Source organism: Salipiger bermudensis (genome assembly GCF_019801965.1).
GTDB classification, from domain to species: Bacteria; Pseudomonadota; Alphaproteobacteria; order Rhodobacterales; family Rhodobacteraceae; genus Salipiger; species Salipiger bermudensis_A.
In genome coordinates this window covers 70,384-89,525 of sequence record NZ_JAHVIA010000005.1, presented here as the reverse complement: position 1 = coordinate 89,525, position 19,142 = coordinate 70,384, and the positions used below count along the sequence as shown (strand labels likewise).

Below are 19,142 nucleotides of genomic sequence, written 5' to 3'. Positions count from 1 at the left end.
CATGCGGGCGCGCCTCTCCCTTTCCTGCCTCGCGCTGACGGCGCTGGCCTCCTGCGCCGAGACGGCGCCGGAGCCCGACGCGCCGTTCGTGCCGGTCTACGAGGGGGTTGAGACGCGGCTGCTGGATGGCGATCTGGTGAATTTCTTCGTGCAGATGCGCGGCGCCCGCGATGCGGCGGATGTCGAGGATTACGCCCGTTGCGCTGCGGCGCAGTATGCGCTGATCCGCGGCTACGGATTTGCGCGGCATCTGCGCACGAATGTCGCGCAAGAGGGTGGCCTCTGGCGCGGAGATGCTGTTTACACGATCTCGGCGGCGTTGCCCGCGGGGCTGAAGACGATCGATGCCGAAGTCGTCGCATCAGCCTGCGCCGAGAACGAAATACCGATGGTGTGAGGGACACTTGATGGCAGACTTCTTCTCAACCCCGATCGGAACCTTCGTGATCATCCTGGCCCAGTGCCTGGCCGTGCTCGGCTTCGTGATGATCTCGCTGCTGTTCCTGGTCTACGGTGACCGCAAGATCTGGGCCGCGGTCCAGATGCGGCGCGGGCCCAACGTGGTGGGCACCTTCGGGATCCTGCAATCGGTGGCCGACGCGCTGAAATACGTCGTCAAGGAGGTGGTGATCCCCGCCGGCTCCGACAAGGCCGTGTTCATCCTTGCGCCGATGATTTCCTTCGTCATGTCGATGATCGCCTGGGCGGTGATCCCGTTCTCCGACGGCTGGGTGCTGTCCGACATCAACGTGGCCATCCTCTACGTCTTCGCGATCTCCTCGCTCGAGGTCTACGGCGTGATCATGGGCGGCTGGGCGTCGAACTCGAAATACCCGTTCCTGGGCTCGCTGCGCTCCGCGGCGCAGATGATCTCCTACGAGGTCTCCATCGGCCTGATCATCATCGGCGTGATCATCTCGACCGGCTCGATGAACTTCGGCCACATCGTCGAGGCACAGGATACCGGCTGGGGCTTCTTCGGCTGGTACTGGCTGCCGCATTTCCCGATGGTCTTCCTGTTCTTCATCTCGGCGTTGGCCGAGACCAACCGCCCGCCCTTCGACCTGCCGGAAGCGGAATCGGAACTGGTCGCCGGCTATCAGGTGGAATACTCGGCCACGCCCTTCCTGCTGTTCATGGCCGGTGAATACATCGCCATCTTCCTGATGTGCGCGCTGACCTCGCTGCTGTTCTTCGGCGGCTGGCTGTCGCCGATCCCGGGCCTGCCCGACGGCGCGCTGTGGATGGTCGGCAAGATGGCCTTCTTCTTCTTCATCTTCGCGATGGTGAAGGCGATCACGCCCCGCTATCGCTACGACCAGCTCATGCGCCTCGGCTGGAAGGTGTTCCTTCCGTTCAGCCTCGTGTGGGTGGTCTTCGTGTCCTTTGCCGCCAAGTTCGGCTGGTTCTGGGGCATCTTCGCCCGCTGGACCACGGGAGGTTAAGCTAGCTCATGACTCAGATCGATTACGGCCGCGCTGCGAAGTATTTCCTGCTGGCGGATTTCATCAAGGGCTTCCAGCTCGGACTGAAATACTTCTTCGCGCCCAAGCCGACGCTCAACTATCCGCACGAGAAGGGCCCGCTCTCGCCCCGTTTCCGCGGCGAGCACGCGCTGCGCCGCTACCCCAACGGGGAAGAGCGCTGCATCGCCTGCAAGCTCTGCGAGGCGATCTGCCCGGCGCAGGCCATCACCATCGATGCCGAGCCGCGCGATGACGGCAGCCGCCGCACCACGCGCTACGACATCGACATGACCAAGTGCATCTATTGCGGTTTCTGCCAGGAGGCCTGCCCGGTGGACGCCATCGTCGAGGGGCCGAATTTCGAGTTCTCCACCGAGACCCGGGAAGAGCTGTTCTACGACAAGCAAAAGCTGCTCGACAACGGCGAGCGCTGGGAAGCCGAGATCGCCCGCAACCTCGAACTGGACGCGCCCTACCGCTGAGCCGAGAGAAATCGCCATGACCGCCACCCGCATCGCCCCTATCGGACCCCGCTGCCGCCCCGCGCGGCGGCGTGGCGCTGCCCATGAGCAAGGAGCCGCGGCATGACCGACAAGACCCCGTTCGAGCTGATGATGCAGCAGGCGCAGGAGATGGCGAAGGCCTTCAACCCGGCGCTCGAAAGCTTCTCGCCCCGCGAGTACGAAAAGCTCTGGCCGACCATGCCCAAGGATTTCATGGAGTTCTGGTTCGGTCGCGGCATGTCGAAGGAGGGGCTCGACAGCAAAACCCGCCTTCTCCTGACGCTGGCGGGCTTGACGATGCAGGGCGCGCAGGCCGATACGCCGCTCAGGATGACCGTGCGCCACCTGATCGAGGCCGGCGCCACCAAGGACGAGATCGCCGAGACCATCGCCCACATGTCGATGTTCGCCGGCATACCCGCCATGACCCGCGCCATGGAGCTTGCGCGCGAGGTGATGGAAGACAACAAGGATGACGAAGAATGACCGTGTTCGCCTTCTACCTGTTCGCGCTCTGCACCATCGTCGGCGGGCTGTTCACCGTGATCAGCCGCAACCCGGTGCACTCGGTGCTCTGGCTGATCCTGGCCTTCCTCAGCTCGGCTGGGCTCTTCGTGCTCCTGGGGGCGGAATTCGTGGCGATGCTGCTGGTCATCGTCTATGTCGGCGCGGTGGCGGTGCTGTTCCTCTTCGTTGTGATGATGCTCGATGTCGATTTCGCCGAGCTTCGGGCGGGGATGGCGAAATACATGCCGCTGGCGCTGCTGATCGGGGTGATCCTGCTGATGCAGCTGGGCATGGCCTTCGGCGTCTGGGAAACCTCCGAGATCGCCGCCTCGCAGCTCTCGGCGCCGACGCCGCTGGCCTCCGAGACCCAGAACACCGCGGCGCTCGGCCTGCTGCTCTATGACCGTTATTTCCTGCTGTTCCAGCTCGCCGGCCTGATCCTGCTGGTGGCGATGATCGGGGCCATCGTGCTGACCCTGCGCCACCGTCAGGACGTCAAGCGCCAGAACGTGCTGGCGCAGATGTACCGCGATCCGAAGAAGGCGATGGAGCTGCGGGACGTGAAACCGGGGCAGGGGCTCTAACGCCGCCGCCCGGCCCGCGCCGCGCGCGGGCGACAAGAACCGGGGCCCGTGGGCCCGAAGCAAGACAAATGCTCCCTGCGAGGAGCAGGAAGAGGGACAGCGATGAGCATAGCCAGTTGGATAGCCATCTTTTTTGCGGGGATCTTCGTTCCCGTCGTCCTCGGGGTGCGCCAGTCGCGGCGCGGCAAGGGAGAGCGCACATGATCGGAGTCGAGCATTACCTCACGGTGGCAGCGGTGCTGTTCGTCACCGGCATCTTCGGGATCTTCCTGAACCGTAAGAACGTCATCATCCTGCTGATGAGCATCGAGCTGATCCTGCTTTCGGTGAACATCAACTTCGTCGCCTTCTCGGCGCATCTGGGCGATCTCGCGGGGCAGGTCTTCACGCTCTTCGTGCTCACCGTGGCCGCCGCCGAGGCGGCCATCGGCCTCGCGATCCTCGTCTGCTTCTTCCGCAACCGCGGCTCGATCGCCGTGGAAGACGTCAACGTGATGAAAGGCTAAAGCGAGATGGAGACGATCATCCTCTTCGCGCCGCTCGTGGGCGCCATCATCGGTGGCTTCGGCTGGAAGATCATCGGCGAGACCGCCGCGATGTGGACCACCACCGGCCTGCTGTTCCTGGCCTGCCTGCTGTCGTGGATCGTGTTCCTGACGCTGGGCGAGGCGCACACGGTGTCGCTGTTCCGCTTCATCGAGAGCGGCACGCTCTCGACCGAGTGGGCGATCCGCGTCGACCGCCTCACCGCGATCATGCTCATCGTGGTGACCACGGTCTCGGCGCTCGTGCACCTCTACAGCTTCGGCTACATGGCGCATGATCCGCAGTTCGAGCACACCCCCTACAAGGCGCGCTTCTTCGCCTATCTCTCGCTCTTCACCTTCGCGATGCTGTCGCTGGTGACCGCCGACAACCTCGTGCAGATGTTCTTCGGCTGGGAGGGCGTGGGTCTCGCCTCCTACCTGCTGATCGGCTTCTACTACAAGAAACCCTCGGCCAACGCCGCCGCGATGAAGGCCTTCGTGGTCAACCGGGTCGGCGATTTCGGCTTTGCGCTGGGGATCTTCGGGCTGTTCTACCTGACCGACAGCATCCAGTTCGACGTCATCTTCAACGAGGTGCCGCGGATCGCCGAGACCCAGCTGCACTTCCTGTGGCGCGAGTGGAACGCCGCCAACCTGATCGCCTTCCTGCTGTTCATCGGCGCGATGGGCAAGTCGGCGCAGCTGCTGCTGCACACCTGGCTGCCCGACGCGATGGAAGGCCCGACCCCGGTCTCGGCGCTGATCCACGCCGCCACCATGGTGACCGCGGGTGTCTTCCTGGTCTGCCGCATGTCGCCGCTGATGGAATTCGCGCCGCAGGCCACCGCCTTCATCACCTTCCTCGGCGCCACCACGGCGTTCTTCGCGGCCACCGTCGGCCTGGTGCAGAACGACATCAAGCGCGTCATCGCCTACTCGACCTGTTCGCAGCTCGGCTACATGTTCGTGGCCGCCGGCGTCGGCGTCTACTCGGTGGCGATGTTCCACCTGCTGACCCACGCCTTCTTCAAGGCGATGCTGTTCCTCGGCGCGGGCTCGGTGATCCACGCGATGCATCACGAGCAGGACATGCGCAATTACGGCGCGCTGAAGAACAAGATCCCGATGACCTTCTGGGCGATGATGATCGGCACGCTTGCAATCACCGGCGTCGGCATCCCGCTGACCGGCTGGTTCGGCTTCGCGGGCTTCGTCTCCAAGGACGCGATCATCGAAAGCGCCTGGGCCGGCACGGCAGGGGGCTACGCCTTCTGGATGCTGGTCATTGCGGCGCTGTTCACCAGCTTCTACAGCTGGCGCCTGATCTTCCTGACCTTCTTCGGCAAGGCACGGGGCGACAAGCACACGCACGAACACGCCCATGAGAGCCCCAAGGTCATGCTGATCCCGCTCGGCGTTCTCGCCATCGGCGCGGTGTTCTCGGGCATGGTGTTCTACAAGTCCTTCTTCGGCGACCACGACAAGGTGCTGGGCTTCTTCGGAATGCCCGCGCATCACGCCGAGGCCTCCGAGGGCGGCCATGGCACCGAAACCGCCGAGGCCGGCCATGCCGAGGAGGCCGCGCCCGCGGCCGATGAGGCTCACGGCGAGGACACGCAGACCGCAGACGCCACGGCCGAAGCCACAGCCGGCGAAGAGACCGCCGCCGCGGACGAGGCGCATGGCGAGGAGGGCGCAGCCGCCCATGCCACCACCGGGCTCGAGTATGGCGCGATCTACATGGCGCCCGACAACACCGTGATGGACGACGCGCACCACGCGCCGGTCTGGGTCAAGCTCTCGCCCTTCATCGCGATGGTGCTGGGCTTCGTGGTCGCCTACTGGTTCTACATCGTGAACCCGACCCTGCCGCGCAAGCTCGCCGAGAACCAGCGCCCGCTGTATCTCTTCCTGCTCAACAAGTGGTATTTCGACGAAGCCTACGATTTCCTCTTCGTCCGCCCCGCCAAGGCGGTGGGCCGGATCTTCTGGAAGCGCGGTGACGGCAACGTCATCGACGGCACCATCAACGGCGTCGCCATGGGGATCATCCCCTTCCTGACCAAGCTCGCGGGACGCGCGCAGTCCGGCTACATCTTCACCTACGCCTTCGCCATGGTGATCGGGATCGCGATCCTGGTGACATGGATGTCGATCCTCGGAGGGGCCCACTAATGGATAACCTGCTGTCCATCGTCACCTTCCTGCCGGCGCTTGCGGCGCTGATCTTGGCGCTGTTCCTGCGCGGCGGGGATGCGGCCGCCGACCGCAACGCCAAGTGGCTGGCGATGATCGCCACCTCGGCGACCTTCGTGATCTCGCTGTTCATCCTGTTCCAGTTCGACGCCTCCGACACCGGCTTCCAGATGGTCGAAGAGGGCAGCTGGATCATGGGGATGAACTACAAGATGGGCGTCGATGGCATCTCGGTGCTGTTCGTCATGCTCACCACCTTCATGATGCCGCTGACCATCCTCGCCAGCTGGGACGTCAAGCTGCGGGTGAAGGAATACATGATCGCCTTCCTGCTGCTCGAGACCCTGATGCTCGGCGTGTTCATGGCGCTCGACCTGGTGCTGTTCTACCTGTTCTTCGAGGCAGGGCTGATCCCGATGTTCCTGATCATCGGCATCTGGGGCGGCAAGAACCGCATCTATGCCAGCTTCAAGTTCTTCCTCTACACCTTCCTCGGCTCGGTGCTGATGCTGGTGGCGATGGTGGCGATGTATGCCGATGCCGGCACCACCGACATCCCGACGCTGCTGGCGCACGAGTTCGCCTTCGCCGATTTCGAGGTTCTGGGCATCCACATTGTCGGCGGCCTGCAGACCATGCTCTGGCTGGCCTTCTTCGCAAGCTTCGCGGTCAAGATGCCGATGTGGCCGGTGCATACCTGGCTGCCCGACGCGCACGTTCAGGCGCCCACGGCGGGCTCCGTCGTGCTGGCGGCGATCCTGCTGAAGATGGGCGGCTACGGCTTCCTGCGCTTCTCCCTGCCGATGTTCCCGGTGGGCTCCGAGGTGATGGCGCCGCTGGTGTTCTGGATGTCGGCCATCGCCATCGTCTACACCTCGCTGGTGGCGCTGGTGCAGGAGGACATGAAGAAGCTCATCGCCTATTCGTCGGTGGCCCACATGGGCTACGTGACCATGGGCATCTTCGCCGCCAACCAGCAGGGGATCGACGGCGCCATCTTCCAGATGCTGAGCCACGGCTTCATCTCCGGCGCGCTCTTCCTCTGCGTCGGCGTGATCTACGACCGGATGCACACCCGCGAGATCGACGCCTATGGCGGCCTCGTGAACCGGATGCCGGCCTACGCGCTGATCTTCATGCTCTTCACCATGGCCAATGTCGGCCTGCCGGGCACCTCGGGCTTCGTCGGCGAATTCCTGACGCTGATGGGGATCTTCCAGGTCAACACCTGGGTCGCCGCCGTGGCCGCCACCGGGGTGATCTTCTCCGCCGCCTACGCGCTCTGGCTCTACCGCCGCGTGGTGCTGGGCGACCTGATCAAGGAGAGCCTGCGCACCATCCAGGACATGACCGCGCGCGAGAAGTGGATCTTCGCGCCGCTGGTGGTCATGACGCTCTGGCTCGGGGTCTACCCGGCGGCGGCGCTGGACATCATCGGGCCCTCGGTCGAGGCGCTCGTGGGCAATTATGACACGGCCGTCGCGGCCGCCGATCTCGGCGGACCGACCGTGGCCGAAGCGAACCACTAAGGGGGCGGGGCATGATCTCGGCTGATCTCAACATCATCCTCCCGGAGATCGTTCTGGCGGTCTTTGCCATGCTGGCGCTGATCGGCGCGGTCTATACCGGCAAGGACAAGCTCGCCCCGGTGCTGGTCTGGGCCAGCGCCGCGGTGATGCTGGTCATGGCGCTCTGGATCGGCACCACCGGCGGGCAGGACCAGACGGCGTTCTGGGGCATGTTCATCGACGATGCCTTCTCGCGCTTCGCCAAGGTGGCGATCCTGCTCTCGGCGGCGGCGGTGCTGCTGATGTCCGAGGGCTACATGTCGCGCCACGGGCTGCTGCGCTTCGAATACCCGGTGCTGGTGCTGCTCTCGGTCGTGGGCATGATGGTCATGGTCTCCGCCGGAGACCTGATGACGCTCTACATGGGGCTCGAGCTGCAATCGCTGGCGCTCTACGTCGTGGCCTCGCTGCGCCGCGACAGCGAGCGTTCGACCGAGGCCGGCCTGAAATACTTCGTGCTCGGTGCGCTGAGCTCGGGCCTGCTGCTCTACGGCGCCTCGCTGGTCTACGGCTTCGCCGGTACCACGCTGTTCTCGGGCGTGATCGCCGCGGCCACCGAGGGCCACATGTCGCTGGGGCTGCTCATCGGCCTGGTGCTGATGGTCTCCGGCCTCGCCTTCAAGGTCTCGGCGGTGCCCTTCCACATGTGGACGCCTGACGTCTACGAGGGCTCGCCGACCCCGGTCACCGCGTTCTTCGCCACCGCGCCGAAGGTCGCCGCCATGGGCCTCTTTGCCCGGCTGCTCTTCGACGCCTTCGGCGGCGCCATCGCCGACTGGAGCCAGGTCGTGGCGCTGCTGTCGCTGTTGTCGATGTTCCTCGGCGGCATCGCCGCGATCGGCCAGCGCAACATCAAGCGCCTGATGGCCTATTCCTCGATCACCCATATGGGCTTCGCGCTGATGGGCCTCGCGGCGGGCACCGAGTTTGGTGTGCAGGCGATGCTGGTCTACATGGCGATCTACGTCACGATGAATGTCGGCACCTTCGCCTTCATCCTGTCGCTGAGCCGCGACGGCCAGCCGGTGACCGACATCGGCGCGCTGGGGATGTATTCCAAGCGCGAGCCGGGCAAGGCGCTGGCGATGCTGGTGCTGCTCTTCAGCCTCGCCGGCGTGCCGCCGCTGGTCGGCTTCTTCGGCAAGTTTTACGTGCTGCAGGCCGCCTATGGCGGCGGGCTGGCCTGGCTGGCGGTAGCCGGCGTGATCGCCTCGGTGATCAGCGCCTTCTACTACCTGCGCATCGTCTACTTCATGTATTTTGGCGAGGATCGCGAGGACGCGCTCGATACCGGCGGCTCGCCGGTGCTCTGGGGCTTCCTGATGGTCTCGGCCTTCCTGATGGTGGCCGGGGTGGTCAACCTCTTCGGCGTCGAGGGCGCCGCGGCGGCGGCGGCGGCAACGCTTGTCAACTGAGCCGCTGCGCCAGATGCCTGCAAACGGTGACGCGCCATTGGCGCGTCGCTTTTTTGGTGCCGCCTTCGGCGGGTTTGCCTCCGGCGGGGATATTTTGAGCCAGAAGAAACACAAGAGGGCGCGGGCGTGAGCTGGCCCGCGGGATATGGCCGCCGGGTGCTGGCGGAGATCGACAGCACCAACGCCGAAGCCGCGCGGCTGGCGGGATCGTTGCCGGGGCCGGAATGGATCTGCGCCCTGCGCCAGAGTGCCGGGCGTGGGCGACGGGGCAGGGCCTGGGCCAACCCCGAGGGCAATTTCGCGGCGACGCTGCTGACCATGCCGCGCGAGGCGCCGCAGGTGGTGGCGCTGCGCAGCTTCGTGGCCTCTCTGGCGCTGTTCGACGCCTTCGTCGCCGCCACCGGGCGGGTCGATGGGCTGGCGCTGAAATGGCCGAATGACGTGCTTCTGAACGGCGGCAAGGTGGCGGGCATCCTGCTCGAGAGCCTCGGCCAGCGCCGCGGCGTGGCGCATCTGGCGATCGGCATCGGGGTCAACCTGGTGTCCGCCCCCGGCGCGGAGGAGGTCGAGCCCGGCGCGCTGCGTCCGGTGTCGCTCTTGTCGGAGACCGGGGTGCAGGTGGCGCCGGATGCGTTTCTCGAACTGCTGGCCAGCGCCTATGCCGAGCACGAGGCGCGCTTCGTGACCTATGGGTTTGCGCCGCTGCGCGAGGCCTGGCTGGCCCGCGCGGCGCGGCTCGGCGAGGTGATCACCGCGCGCACAGGCACCGCCGAGATCACCGGCACCTTCGAGACCGTGGACCTTGCCGGCAATCTGGTGTTGAAGACCAGCGCCGGGCGTCAGGCGATCGCCGCGGCAGACGTGTTTTTCTGAGGGAGGAGGCCTGGATGCTTCTGGCCATCGACTGCGGCAACACCAACACCGTCTTCTCGATCTGGGACGGAGAGCGCTTCCTCGCCACCTGGCGGACCTCGACCGAGCATCAGCGCACCGCCGACCAGTATTACGTCTGGCTCTCGACCCTGATGGAATTCCAGGGCATCGAGGCCGACATCACCGACATGATCATCTCGTCGACGGTGCCGCGGGTGGTGTTCAACCTGCGCGTCCTGGCAGATCGCTATTTCAACACCCGCCCTTACGTGGTCGGCAAGCCCGATTGCCGGCTGCCGGTCGACGTGCGCGTCGATGCCGGCACCGCCGTCGGGCCCGACCGTCTTGTAAACACGGTGGCGGGATACGATCTCTATGGTGGCGACCTGATCGTGGTCGATTTCGGCACCGCCACCACCTTCGACGTGGTGGCGCGCGACGGGGCCTACGTCGGCGGCGTGATCGCGCCGGGCGTGAACCTCAGCCTCGAGGCGCTGCACCAGGCCGCCGCGGCGCTGCCGCATGTAGACATCACCAAGCCGCAGCGTGTGGTCGGGACCAACACCGTGGCCTGCATGCAATCCGGCGTGTTCTGGGGCTATGTCGGCCTCGTCCGTGAAATTTGCGACCGCATCAAGGCCGAACGCGATCGGCCGATGCGGGTCATCTCAACAGGCGGGCTGGCGCCTCTTTTCCAGCAATCCGAGGACCTGTTCGACGAGTGGGTGGATGAACTCACCATGCATGGTCTGACCGTCATACACAGCTACAACAAGAGGCAGGAAACTGCATGAGTAACGAGCGTATCATCTATCTCCCCCTCGGGGGCGCCGGCGAGATCGGCATGAACTGCTATGTCTACGGATATGGCGAACCGGGCAAGGAGCGGCTGATCGTCGTCGACCTGGGCGTCGCCTTCCCCGACATGGACAGCAGCCCCGGCGTCGACATCATCTTCGCCGACATCTCCTGGCTGGAGCAGAACCGCGACCGCATCGAGGCAGTGTTCATCACCCACGCCCACGAGGACCATATCGGCGCCGTGGGCCATTGCTTCGAGCGCCTCGGCGTCAAGATTTACGCCCGCGCCTTCACCGCCAATCTCGCGCGCCAGAAGCTGGCCGAGTACGGCTATTCCGAAGACACGGTGCAGACCTGCTCGAAATGGCCCGAGACCGTCGAGGCAGGGCCGTTCAAGGTCGGCTTCCTGCCGATCTCGCACTCGATCCCGGAGAGCTCGGCGCTGGTCATCGACACGCCCGCCGGCCGGCTGATCCACTCGGGCGACTTCAAGCTCGACACCAGCCCGGTGGTGGGCGAGGCCTTCGATCCCGAGCTCTGGGCCGAGGTCTCCTCGGGCGGCGTCAAGGCGCTGGTCTGCGACTCGACCAACGTGTTCTCGCCGAACCCGGGCCGCTCGGAGAGCGAGGTCGGCCCCAATATCGAGGAGCTGGTCGCCGCGGCCCCCAACATGGTCGTCGCCACCACCTTCGCCTCCAACGTGGCGCGGGTGAAGACGCTGGCCGAGGCGGGCTCCAAGGCGGGCCGCTCGATCTGCCTTCTGGGCCGCGCCATGCGGCGGATGATCGAGGCCGCGATCGAGACCGGCGTGCTCACCGATTTCCCCAAGGTGATCGGGCCTGAGGACGCGGTGCAGATCCCGCGCGAGAACGTCATGCTGATCGTCACCGGCAGCCAGGGCGAGCGCCGGGCGGCCAGCGCGCAGCTTTCGCGCGGCAAGTACAACGGCATCGAGCTGAAGGAGGGCGACCTCTTCCTGTTCTCCTCCAAGACCATTCCGGGCAACGAGAAAGACGTGATCCGGATCATGAACAACCTGTCGGAAAAGGGCGTCGACGTGGTCGATGACAGCGCCGGCAAGTATCACGTCTCGGGCCATGCCAACGGGCCGGACCTCGCGCGTCTGCACGAGATCGTGGCGCCGCAGATCGTCATCCCGATGCACGGTGAGCACCGCCACCTGCGCGAGCATGTCAAGCTGGCGCAGTCGAAGGGGCGCACCGGTGTGCTGGCGGTCAACGGCATGATGATGGACCTCAGCGGCAACGAGCCGACCGTGGCCGAGTGGATCGAGGCAGGGCGCACCTATCTCGACGGCTCGGTGCAGATCGGCGCGCTCGACGGCATCGTGCGCGACCGCATCCGCATGGCGCTGAACGGCCATGTCATCGTGACGGTGATCCTCGACGAGGATGACGAGCCGCTGGGCGAGCCGTGGTGCGAGCTTAAGGGCCTGCCCGAGATCGGCCGCAGCAACGCGCCGCTGGTCGATGTTCTGGAGGAGGACCTCAGCCAGTTCCTCGGCCGCGCCGGCGAGAAGACCCTCACCGATGACGACAAGATCGAGGAGGGCATGCGCCGCATCGTGCGCAACAGCGCCCAGAACGAAATCGGCAAGAAGCCGGAAGTCACCATCGTGGTCAGCCGCCTCTCCTGAGGCGGTGAGACCCCGTTGACGAAGGCGCCGCCTTGCGTCATCCCGTCCGTCATGACGGATCATGATGCAGAGGCGGTGCTCGGCCGCATTCCCGGACGCCTGAAAGAGGCGCGGCAGGCCCGTGGCCTGTCGCTCGACGCGGTGGCCAAGCTCTCGGGCGTCAGCCGCTCGATGGTGAGCCAGATCGAGCGCGGCGAGAGCAATCCCACCGTGGCGACGCTGTGGAACCTCACCCGCGCGCTGCAGGTGGATTTCGCCGGGCTGCTGGAGCTCGGTCAGCCCGAGCGCAGCATCGAGGTGATCCGCGCCGCGCAGGCGCCGACCATCACCGGCCACGGCCAGGGCTGCCACATTACCATCCTCTCGGAGCCCGAGAAGGTCGGCATTCACGAGATCTACGACATCCGCTTCGATCCCGGCGGCGCGCTCGAGAGCGAGCCGCACGGGCAGGGCGCGCGCGAGCACCTGACCGTGCTCGAGGGTGGGCTGAGCGTGGTTTCGGGCGAGGCGCAGGAGACGCTCGCGCCGGGCGACACGGCGCGCTACGCTGCCGATGTCGCGCATGCGATCCGCGCAGGCGAGCAGGGCGCCCGCTGCTTCCTGATCGTGGAGACGCCGTGACGGCGCGACTGGCCCTGCAATGGGTGGCGCGATAGCGGACGGGAATCCGTGATAGCGTATCTTTTATATTGACCTGAAATCCGCAATGACGGAAAAGGGGCGCAGTCCAACGGAAGGAGCGCCACTATGTCCGATGCTTTTCTCAGCCACATGCGCGACACGCTCGCGGAGATCGAGGCCGAGGGCCTGATGAAGACCGAGCGTCTGATCACCTCGCCGCAGGGCACCCGCGTGGGCGTCGACGGGCGCGAGCTGATCAATCTCTGCGCCAACAACTATCTCGGGCTTGCCGATCACCCGGCGCTTGTCGAGGCGGCAAGCTCGGCGATGCGCGATCACGGCTACGGCATGGCCTCGGTGCGCTTCATCTGCGGCACGCAGGATCTGCACCGCGAGCTGGAGCAGCGGCTGGCCGCCTTCCTCGGGACCGAGGACAGCATCCTCTTCGCCGCCTGCTTCGACGCCAACGGCGCGCTGTTCGAGCCGCTGCTCGGCCCGGAAGACGCGGTGATCTCGGATGCGCTCAACCACGCCTCGATCATCGACGGCATCCGGCTGTGCAAGGCCAAGCGTTACCGCTACGCCAATTCCGACATGGCGGATCTCGAGGCGCAGCTGAAAGCGGCGCGGGCCGATGGCGCGCGGCACATCATGATCGCCACCGACGGGGTGTTCTCGATGGATGGCTATCTCGCCAAGCTGCCCGAGATCCGCGCGCTGGCCGATCGCTATGACGCGCTGCTGATGGTCGATGACTGCCACGCCACCGGCTTCATGGGGCCCAAGGGGCAGGGCACGCCGGCCCACTGCGGCGTCAGCGCCGATCTGCTGACCGGCACGCTCGGCAAGGCGCTTGGCGGCGCGCTTGGCGGATATATCGCCGGGCCGCAGCCTGTCATCGACCTGCTGCGCCAGCGCGCGCGGCCCTACCTGTTCTCCAACGCGCTGCCGCCGGCGGTGGTGGCCGCGGGGCTCAAGGCGCTCGATCTGGTCGAGCAGGGCGACGACCTGCGCGCGCAGCTCTTCGACAACGCCCGGTACTGGCGCGAGGGGCTGACCGAGGCGGGCTTCGAGCTGCTGGAGGGCGAGCACCCGATCATTCCGGTGATGCTTTACGACGCGCGCAAGGCGCAGGCGATGGCGCAGCGGCTCTACGAGCTCGGCGTCTACGTCTCGGGTTTCTTCTTCCCGGTGGTGCCCAAGGGCCGCGCCCGCATCCGCACCCAGATGAACGCCGCGCTGACCCGCTCGGATCTCGACGAGGCGCTGGCGGCATTCGCGCAGGCGGGCCGAGACACAGGGGTTCTGACATGACCAACCAGATGATCGCATTGCAGAAATCGAAGCCGGAGCCGGGCCTCTGGCAGGTCGAGGCGCCGGTGCCCGAGATCGGCCCCGAGGATGTGCTGATCCGGGTCAACAAGACCGGCATCTGCGGCACCGACATCCATATCTGGAACTGGGACGAATGGGCGCAGCGCACCGTTCCTGTGCCGCTGATCACCGGCCACGAATTCGCCGGCGAGATCGTCGAGCTGGGCCGCGACGTGACCGGGCTCGAGATCGGCCAGCGCTGCTCGGGCGAGGGGCATCTGATCGGCCGCCAGAGCCGTCAGAGCCGCGCCGGGCGCTTCCATCTCGATCCCGAGACCCGCGGCATCGGCGTCAACGAGCAGGGGGCCTTCGCCGAGTATCTGCGCCTGCCGGCCTTCAACGTGGTGCCGCTGCCGGACGCTGTCGATGACGAGATCGGCGCGATCCTCGATCCGCTGGGCAACGCGGTGCACACGGCGCTGAGCTACGATCTGGTGGGCGAGGACGTGCTGATCACCGGCGCCGGCCCCATCGGCATCATGGCGGCGGCGGTGGCGCGGCACGTGGGCGCGCGCCACGTGGTGATCACCGACGTGAACCCGGCGCGGCTGGAACTGGCGGCGCAGGTCACGGACGTCGTGCCGGTCAACGTGGCGCAGGAGGATCTGCGCGACGTGGCTTCGCGGCTGAAGATGAAGCAGGGCTTCGACGTGGGGCTCGAGATGTCGGGCAACCAGGCGGCGCTCGACCAGATGGTCGAGAGCCTGGTGATGGGCGGACGCATCGCGCTCCTTGGCATCCCGCCCGGCAAGAGCCCGGTCGACTGGTCGCGCATCGTGTTCAAGGCGATCACGCTCAAGGGCATCTACGGCCGCGAGATCTTCGAGACCTGGTACAAGATGATCGCGATGCTGGAAAACGGGCTCGACGTGCGCCGGGTCATCACCCACCGCTTCGCCGCGAAGGACTTCCGCGAGGGCTTCGAGATCATGCGCAGCGGGCTTTCCGGCAAGGTGGTGCTGGACTGGCGGTGACGGGGGGCTGCACCGGCAGATTTCCCCTTAGCCAAACGGTCGAAGTCGTCTGATGCTCGTCCTCTGCCCCGCGCGGACCCCAGGCGTAGCCGCCGCGCGTCGCCGGCCCGCCCCCCGGGCGGAGGATCTGGCTGGGCAAGACGCCGCGGTGCGTGCTCCTTTGGACTTGGCCGGAATAGATCGAGAGGATCTGCGGAGAGAACGCCATTCGGCGGACCGACGATGCGCGCCAGCATCCGGCGTTCCAAGCGCCCGCCTCAGCGAGGGCAACGAGCAGGCACAGACACCGCATGGCTCTCAGCGGGCGGCGGGCCATCGCGGCCGCGCCGCCCGCTGAAACCTGTCACAACTATGCATCTTCCCGGCCCGCTGCGCGGCGACCACTTTCCGTGAGCCGCCCACCGCCCTAGATTGGGCGCATGTCCGTCGAATCCCCGGCTGATGCGCTTGACCCCTCCAAGCTGATCGCCTGTCCCGCCTGCGATGCCCTCTACACCGACCGCGACGTCGCGACCGGCGAGACGGCGCGTTGCCGGCGCTGTCACGCGGTGCTCGAGGCGCCTCGGCGCACGGCGATGACCCGGATCATCATGCTGGCGCTGGCGGCGCTGATCCTGATGGTGGCGGCGATCTTCTTTCCCTTCCTCGAGCTCGAGGCGGCAGGGCGCATCCAGACCGCCTCGCTGCTGGACACGGTGCAGGCCTTCTCCTCCGGGCTGACCGCGCCGCTGACCTTCGCGATGGCGGCGCTGATCGTGATCCTGCCGGTGATCCGCTTCCTCGCGCTGATCTACGTGCTGGGCCCGATGGCCTTTGGCCACAAGCCCGCGCGCCATGCCGAATTCTTCTTCCGTCTCGCCGACCTCCTGCGCCCCTGGGCGATGGCCGAGGTGTTCATCGTCGGCGTGGCGGTGGCGCTGGTGAAGGTGGCGGGGCTGGCGCATATCTTCATCGGCCCGGCCTTCTGGGCCTTCGTGGCGCTGGTCATCGTGACCGTGCTGAAAGACAATTTCATGAGCAGGCTGACGCTATGGAAAACGCTGGAACGGCGCCGCGCATCCTGACCGCCAGGGAGGCGGGGCTGGTGGGCTGCACCGAATGCGGCCGCGTCCATCGCCCCGGCGTGGCGCGCTGCAGCCGGTGCGGCAGCCGGCTGAAGAGCCGTGACAGCGCCAGCCTGCAGCGGGTCTGGGCCTGGCTCTTCGCCGGGCTGGTGGTCTACGTGCCGGCCAATCTCTACCCGATGCTGCGCACCACGCTGCTCGGCAAGACCACCGAGAGCACCATCTTCGGCGGCGTCGTCGATCTCATACACCACGGCAGCTACGGGGTGGCTGCGATCGTCTTCATCGCCTCGATCATCATCCCGGTCTCGAAGTTCATCGCCATCGGCTACCTCGCGCTCAGCGTGCAGCGGCGGGTGCAGATGTCGGCCCACCGGCGGCACCTGCTCTACGAGGCGGTGGAATTCATCGGGCGCTGGTCGATGATCGACGTCTTCGTGGTTGCGATCCTGTCCTCTCTGGTGCAACTCGATTTCGCGGCCTCGATCAACCCCGGGATCGCGGCGGTCAGCTTCGCGCTTTCCGTAGCTTTTACAATGATTTCAGCCCTGAGTTTCGACTCGCGGCTGATCTGGGACGCAGACGTTGGAGTGAACGAGAATGAGTGACCCGCGACCCGCCGAGATGGAGATCGAGGGCCCCAAGCGGTCGATCTGGCGCAACCTGTCGCTGACCTGGCTGATCCCGATCGCAGCCCTTGCGATCACCCTGCTGATCGCCTGGCAGAGCTGGGCCGAGCGCGGCACCCGCATCGAGATCACCTTCGAGAACGCCGCCGGCATCGTGCCGGGCGAGACGGCGCTGCGCTATCGCGACGTGAACATCGGCCTGGTCGAGGACGTGACCTTTGCCAACGATCTCTCCTCGGTGCGCATCGGCGCGCGGATCGACAATATCGTCGCCGAGTCGCTGCCCTCGGATGCCGAGTTCTGGGTGGTGCGACCCGAGGTCAGCGCCTCGGGCATCTCGGGCCTGTCGACGGTGCTCTCCGGCGTCTATATCGAGGCCGCCTTCGACCCGCAGGAGGGCGCCGAGGCGACCCGCTTCGAGGGTCGCGACACCGCGCCGCTGGTCCGGCCCGGCATGAAGGGCACCCGCATCGTGCTGCGCGCCCCAGATGGCGCCATGCTCAGCGCCGGCGCCCCGATCTTCCACCAGGGCATCGAGGTCGGCCGCATCGAGACGCCGCGCCTGCTCGACAGCGGCAATGGCGTCATCGCAGACGCCTTCATCGAGGCGCCGCACGATCGCCGCGTCACCACCTCGACACGGTTCTGGGACACCTCCGGCTTCAACGTCAATTTCGGCCCGCAGGGTCTCGACCTCTCGGTCGGCTCGGTGGCAGCGCTGATCCGCGGCGGCATCGCCTTCGACACCGTGGTGTCGGGGGGCAACCCGGTGCCCTCGCGCTACGTCTTCGACCTTTTCGATGACGAGACCGCGGCGCGCGACAGCGTGTTCAGCCAGAGCATCGACAACGCCGTCGATCTCGTCGTCGAGTTCGACGAGTCGGTGCGCGGGCTCGAGGCCGGCTCCCCGGTCACCTATCGCGGCCTCAAGATCGGCGCGGTCAATGCGCTCGGCGCCTTCATCGACGACGTGAGCGGCGAGCAGCGGGTCAAGCTGCGGGCCTCGATCTCGATCGACCCGCGGGCGCTCGGTCTCGAGGATGACACCGCCGCCGAGGCCGAGATCATCACCTTCCTGTCGGAAGCCGTGCAGGATGGTCTGCGGGCTCGCCTCGCCTCGCAGGGGCTGTTCAGCCAGTCGCTGATGGTCGAACTGGTCACCATTCCCGATGCCGAGCCCGCGGCGCTTGGCATCTTCGACACCGAGGCGCCGGTGCTGCCGTCGGTCGAGTCCAACGTGCCCGACGTGGCGGCCACCGCCGAGGGGCTGTTCCAGCGCATCGACGACCTTCCGGTCGAGGAGCTGATGGAGCAGGCGATCGCCACCCTGCGCTCGGTCGAGAACCTTGCCGGCGATCCCGACCTGCGCGCCGTGCCGAGCTCGGTCAGCGGCCTGATCGACGAGGCCCGCGGGCTGATCGGCAGCGAGGAGACGCAGGCGCTTCCGGGCGAACTCAACGCCACGGTCACCGCGCTGCGCGAGATCGTCGAGGAGCTGCGCGAGGCAGGCACCGCCGAGAAGCTGGCCGCCGCGCTCGACGGCGCCACCGCCGCCACCGACAGCGTCAGCAGCGTCGCCACCGAGATCACCTCCGCCACCGAGGAGGTGCCGGCCCTGATCGCCGACCTGCGCGATCTGGTGGCCAAGGCCAACGCCCTGCAACTCGAAGCCTTCGTCGACCGCGCCACCGCGCTGGCCGACAGCGCCGACCGGCTGATCGCCAGCGATGCGACGCAGGCGCTGCCGGGCGAGATCAACGCCACCGTCGCCGAGCTGCGCGGCGTGGCCGAGGATCTGCGCGCCGCCGACGCCATCGGCCGTCTCGTGAGCACGCTCGAAAGCGCCTCCGCCGCCGCCGACACGGTGACCGGCGTGGCGCAGGATCTCTCCGGGGCGACCGCGGAGGTGCCGGCGCTGGTCGAGGACCTGCGCAACCTCGTCGAGACCGCCAACGACCTGCCGCTCGAGGCCTTCGTCGAGCGCGCCACCAGCCTCGTCGAGAGCGCCGACCGCCTGATCGACAGCGATCAGACCCGGGCACTGCCCGGCGCGCTGACGCGGATGCTCGACGAGGCGCGCTCGGCGCTCGAGGAGCTGCGCGCGGGCGGGGTGGTCGAGAACACCAACGCCACGCTGGCCTCGGCCCGCGACGCTGCGGCGGCCATCGAGGAGGCGGCGGAAAGCCTGCCGAGCCTCTCGGCCCGGATCCAGAGCATGGTCGGCGAGGCCGAGCTGGCGCTTCAGGGCTATGGCGAGAACTCGCGCTTCAACCGCGAGACGCTCTCGGCCCTGCGCGAGGTCCAGGCCGCCGCCGAGGCGCTCAACAAGCTCGCACGCTCCATCGAGCGCAACCCCAACTCCCTCCTGTTTGGACGTTAAGCC

The 19,142-nt window shown here is 66.7% G+C and carries 18 protein-coding genes; all 18 read left to right on the top strand.

All coding sequences use genetic code 11. The features are described 5' to 3' along the window. Position 1 precedes the first annotated feature (1 nt). The 18 genes from KUV62_RS12275 to KUV62_RS12190 all read left to right on the top strand — a co-directional run bounded on the left by KUV62_RS12275 (position 2) and on the right by KUV62_RS12190 (position 19,139). Positions 2-397 (top strand): hypothetical protein, encoded by a 396-nt coding sequence (locus tag KUV62_RS12275; protein WP_222604004.1) that lies wholly within the window; start codon positions 2-4, stop codon positions 395-397. A gap of 10 nt (positions 398-407) precedes the next feature. Next, positions 408-1,445 carry an NADH-quinone oxidoreductase subunit NuoH gene (nuoH, locus tag KUV62_RS12270; RefSeq protein WP_222604003.1) on the top strand — a complete coding sequence of 346 codons (1,038 nt, stop codon included), beginning with the start codon at positions 408-410 and terminating at the stop codon, positions 1,443-1,445. Between the two features lie 8 nt (positions 1,446-1,453). Continuing rightward, the gene (nuoI, locus tag KUV62_RS12265) at positions 1,454-1,948 is read left to right on the top strand and encodes an NADH-quinone oxidoreductase subunit NuoI (RefSeq protein WP_222604002.1); all 495 of its coding nucleotides are present in this window, start codon (positions 1,454-1,456) and stop codon (positions 1,946-1,948) included. Between the two features lie 102 nt (positions 1,949-2,050). Beyond that, positions 2,051-2,455, top strand: coding sequence for a carboxymuconolactone decarboxylase family protein (locus tag KUV62_RS12260; RefSeq protein ID WP_222604001.1), 405 nt, complete (start codon positions 2,051-2,053; stop codon positions 2,453-2,455). Further along, the gene (locus KUV62_RS12255; RefSeq protein ID WP_222604000.1) at positions 2,452-3,060 is read left to right on the top strand and encodes an NADH-quinone oxidoreductase subunit J; all 609 of its coding nucleotides are present in this window, start codon (positions 2,452-2,454) and stop codon (positions 3,058-3,060) included. Before KUV62_RS12260 ends, KUV62_RS12255 begins: the two co-directional genes overlap by 4 nt. A 200-nt stretch (positions 3,061-3,260) precedes the next feature. Continuing rightward, entirely contained in the window at positions 3,261-3,566 is a 306-nt protein-coding gene (gene nuoK / locus KUV62_RS12250) for an NADH-quinone oxidoreductase subunit NuoK (protein WP_007799404.1), read from the top strand. A 6-nt stretch (positions 3,567-3,572) separates the two neighbouring features. After that, complete coding sequence (gene nuoL, locus KUV62_RS12245; protein ID WP_222603999.1) at positions 3,573-5,762, top strand: NADH-quinone oxidoreductase subunit L; 2,190 nt, start codon at positions 3,573-3,575, stop codon at positions 5,760-5,762. Continuing rightward, positions 5,762-7,312 (top strand): NADH-quinone oxidoreductase subunit M, encoded by a 1,551-nt coding sequence (locus KUV62_RS12240; RefSeq protein ID WP_222603998.1) that lies wholly within the window; start codon positions 5,762-5,764, stop codon positions 7,310-7,312. Before nuoL ends, KUV62_RS12240 begins: the two co-directional genes overlap by 1 nt. An 11-nt stretch (positions 7,313-7,323) precedes the next feature. Beyond that, positions 7,324-8,766 (top strand): NADH-quinone oxidoreductase subunit NuoN, encoded by a 1,443-nt coding sequence (gene nuoN / locus KUV62_RS12235; RefSeq protein WP_222603997.1) that lies wholly within the window; start codon positions 7,324-7,326, stop codon positions 8,764-8,766. 126 nt (positions 8,767-8,892) lie between these two features. Continuing rightward, positions 8,893-9,639, top strand: a complete 747-nt coding sequence (locus KUV62_RS12230) for a biotin--[acetyl-CoA-carboxylase] ligase (RefSeq protein ID WP_222603996.1) — start codon at positions 8,893-8,895, stop codon at positions 9,637-9,639. A 14-nt stretch (positions 9,640-9,653) separates the two neighbouring features. Further along, complete coding sequence (locus tag KUV62_RS12225) at positions 9,654-10,433, top strand: type III pantothenate kinase (protein ID WP_222603995.1); 780 nt, start codon at positions 9,654-9,656, stop codon at positions 10,431-10,433. Then, complete coding sequence (locus tag KUV62_RS12220) at positions 10,430-12,097, top strand: ribonuclease J (protein WP_222603994.1); 1,668 nt, start codon at positions 10,430-10,432, stop codon at positions 12,095-12,097. The genes KUV62_RS12225 and KUV62_RS12220 overlap by 4 nt, the downstream gene beginning before the upstream one ends. 51 nt (positions 12,098-12,148) lie before the next feature. Beyond that, positions 12,149-12,718 carry a helix-turn-helix domain-containing protein gene (locus KUV62_RS12215; RefSeq protein ID WP_222604323.1) on the top strand — a complete coding sequence of 190 codons (570 nt, stop codon included), beginning with the start codon at positions 12,149-12,151 and terminating at the stop codon, positions 12,716-12,718. A gap of 126 nt (positions 12,719-12,844) precedes the next feature. Continuing rightward, the gene (locus KUV62_RS12210; protein ID WP_222603993.1) at positions 12,845-14,032 is read left to right on the top strand and encodes a glycine C-acetyltransferase; all 1,188 of its coding nucleotides are present in this window, start codon (positions 12,845-12,847) and stop codon (positions 14,030-14,032) included. After that, a complete protein-coding gene (gene tdh, locus KUV62_RS12205) occupies positions 14,029-15,066 on the top strand; it encodes an L-threonine 3-dehydrogenase (protein WP_261395607.1) in 1,038 nt (345 codons plus the stop codon). Before KUV62_RS12210 ends, tdh begins: the two co-directional genes overlap by 4 nt. A 419-nt stretch (positions 15,067-15,485) precedes the next feature. Beyond that, on the top strand, positions 15,486-16,130 hold the full coding sequence (locus tag KUV62_RS12200) for a paraquat-inducible protein A (protein ID WP_222603992.1): 645 nt from the start codon (positions 15,486-15,488) through the stop codon (positions 16,128-16,130). Further along, positions 16,097-16,738: a paraquat-inducible protein A gene (locus KUV62_RS12195; RefSeq protein ID WP_222603991.1), complete on the top strand. Its 642-nt coding sequence runs from the start codon at positions 16,097-16,099 to the stop codon at positions 16,736-16,738. Before KUV62_RS12200 ends, KUV62_RS12195 begins: the two co-directional genes overlap by 34 nt. Continuing rightward, entirely contained in the window at positions 16,731-19,139 is a 2,409-nt protein-coding gene (locus KUV62_RS12190) for an MlaD family protein (protein WP_222603990.1), read from the top strand. The genes KUV62_RS12195 and KUV62_RS12190 overlap by 8 nt, the downstream gene beginning before the upstream one ends. The last annotated feature ends 3 nt before the right edge of the window (positions 19,140-19,142 follow it).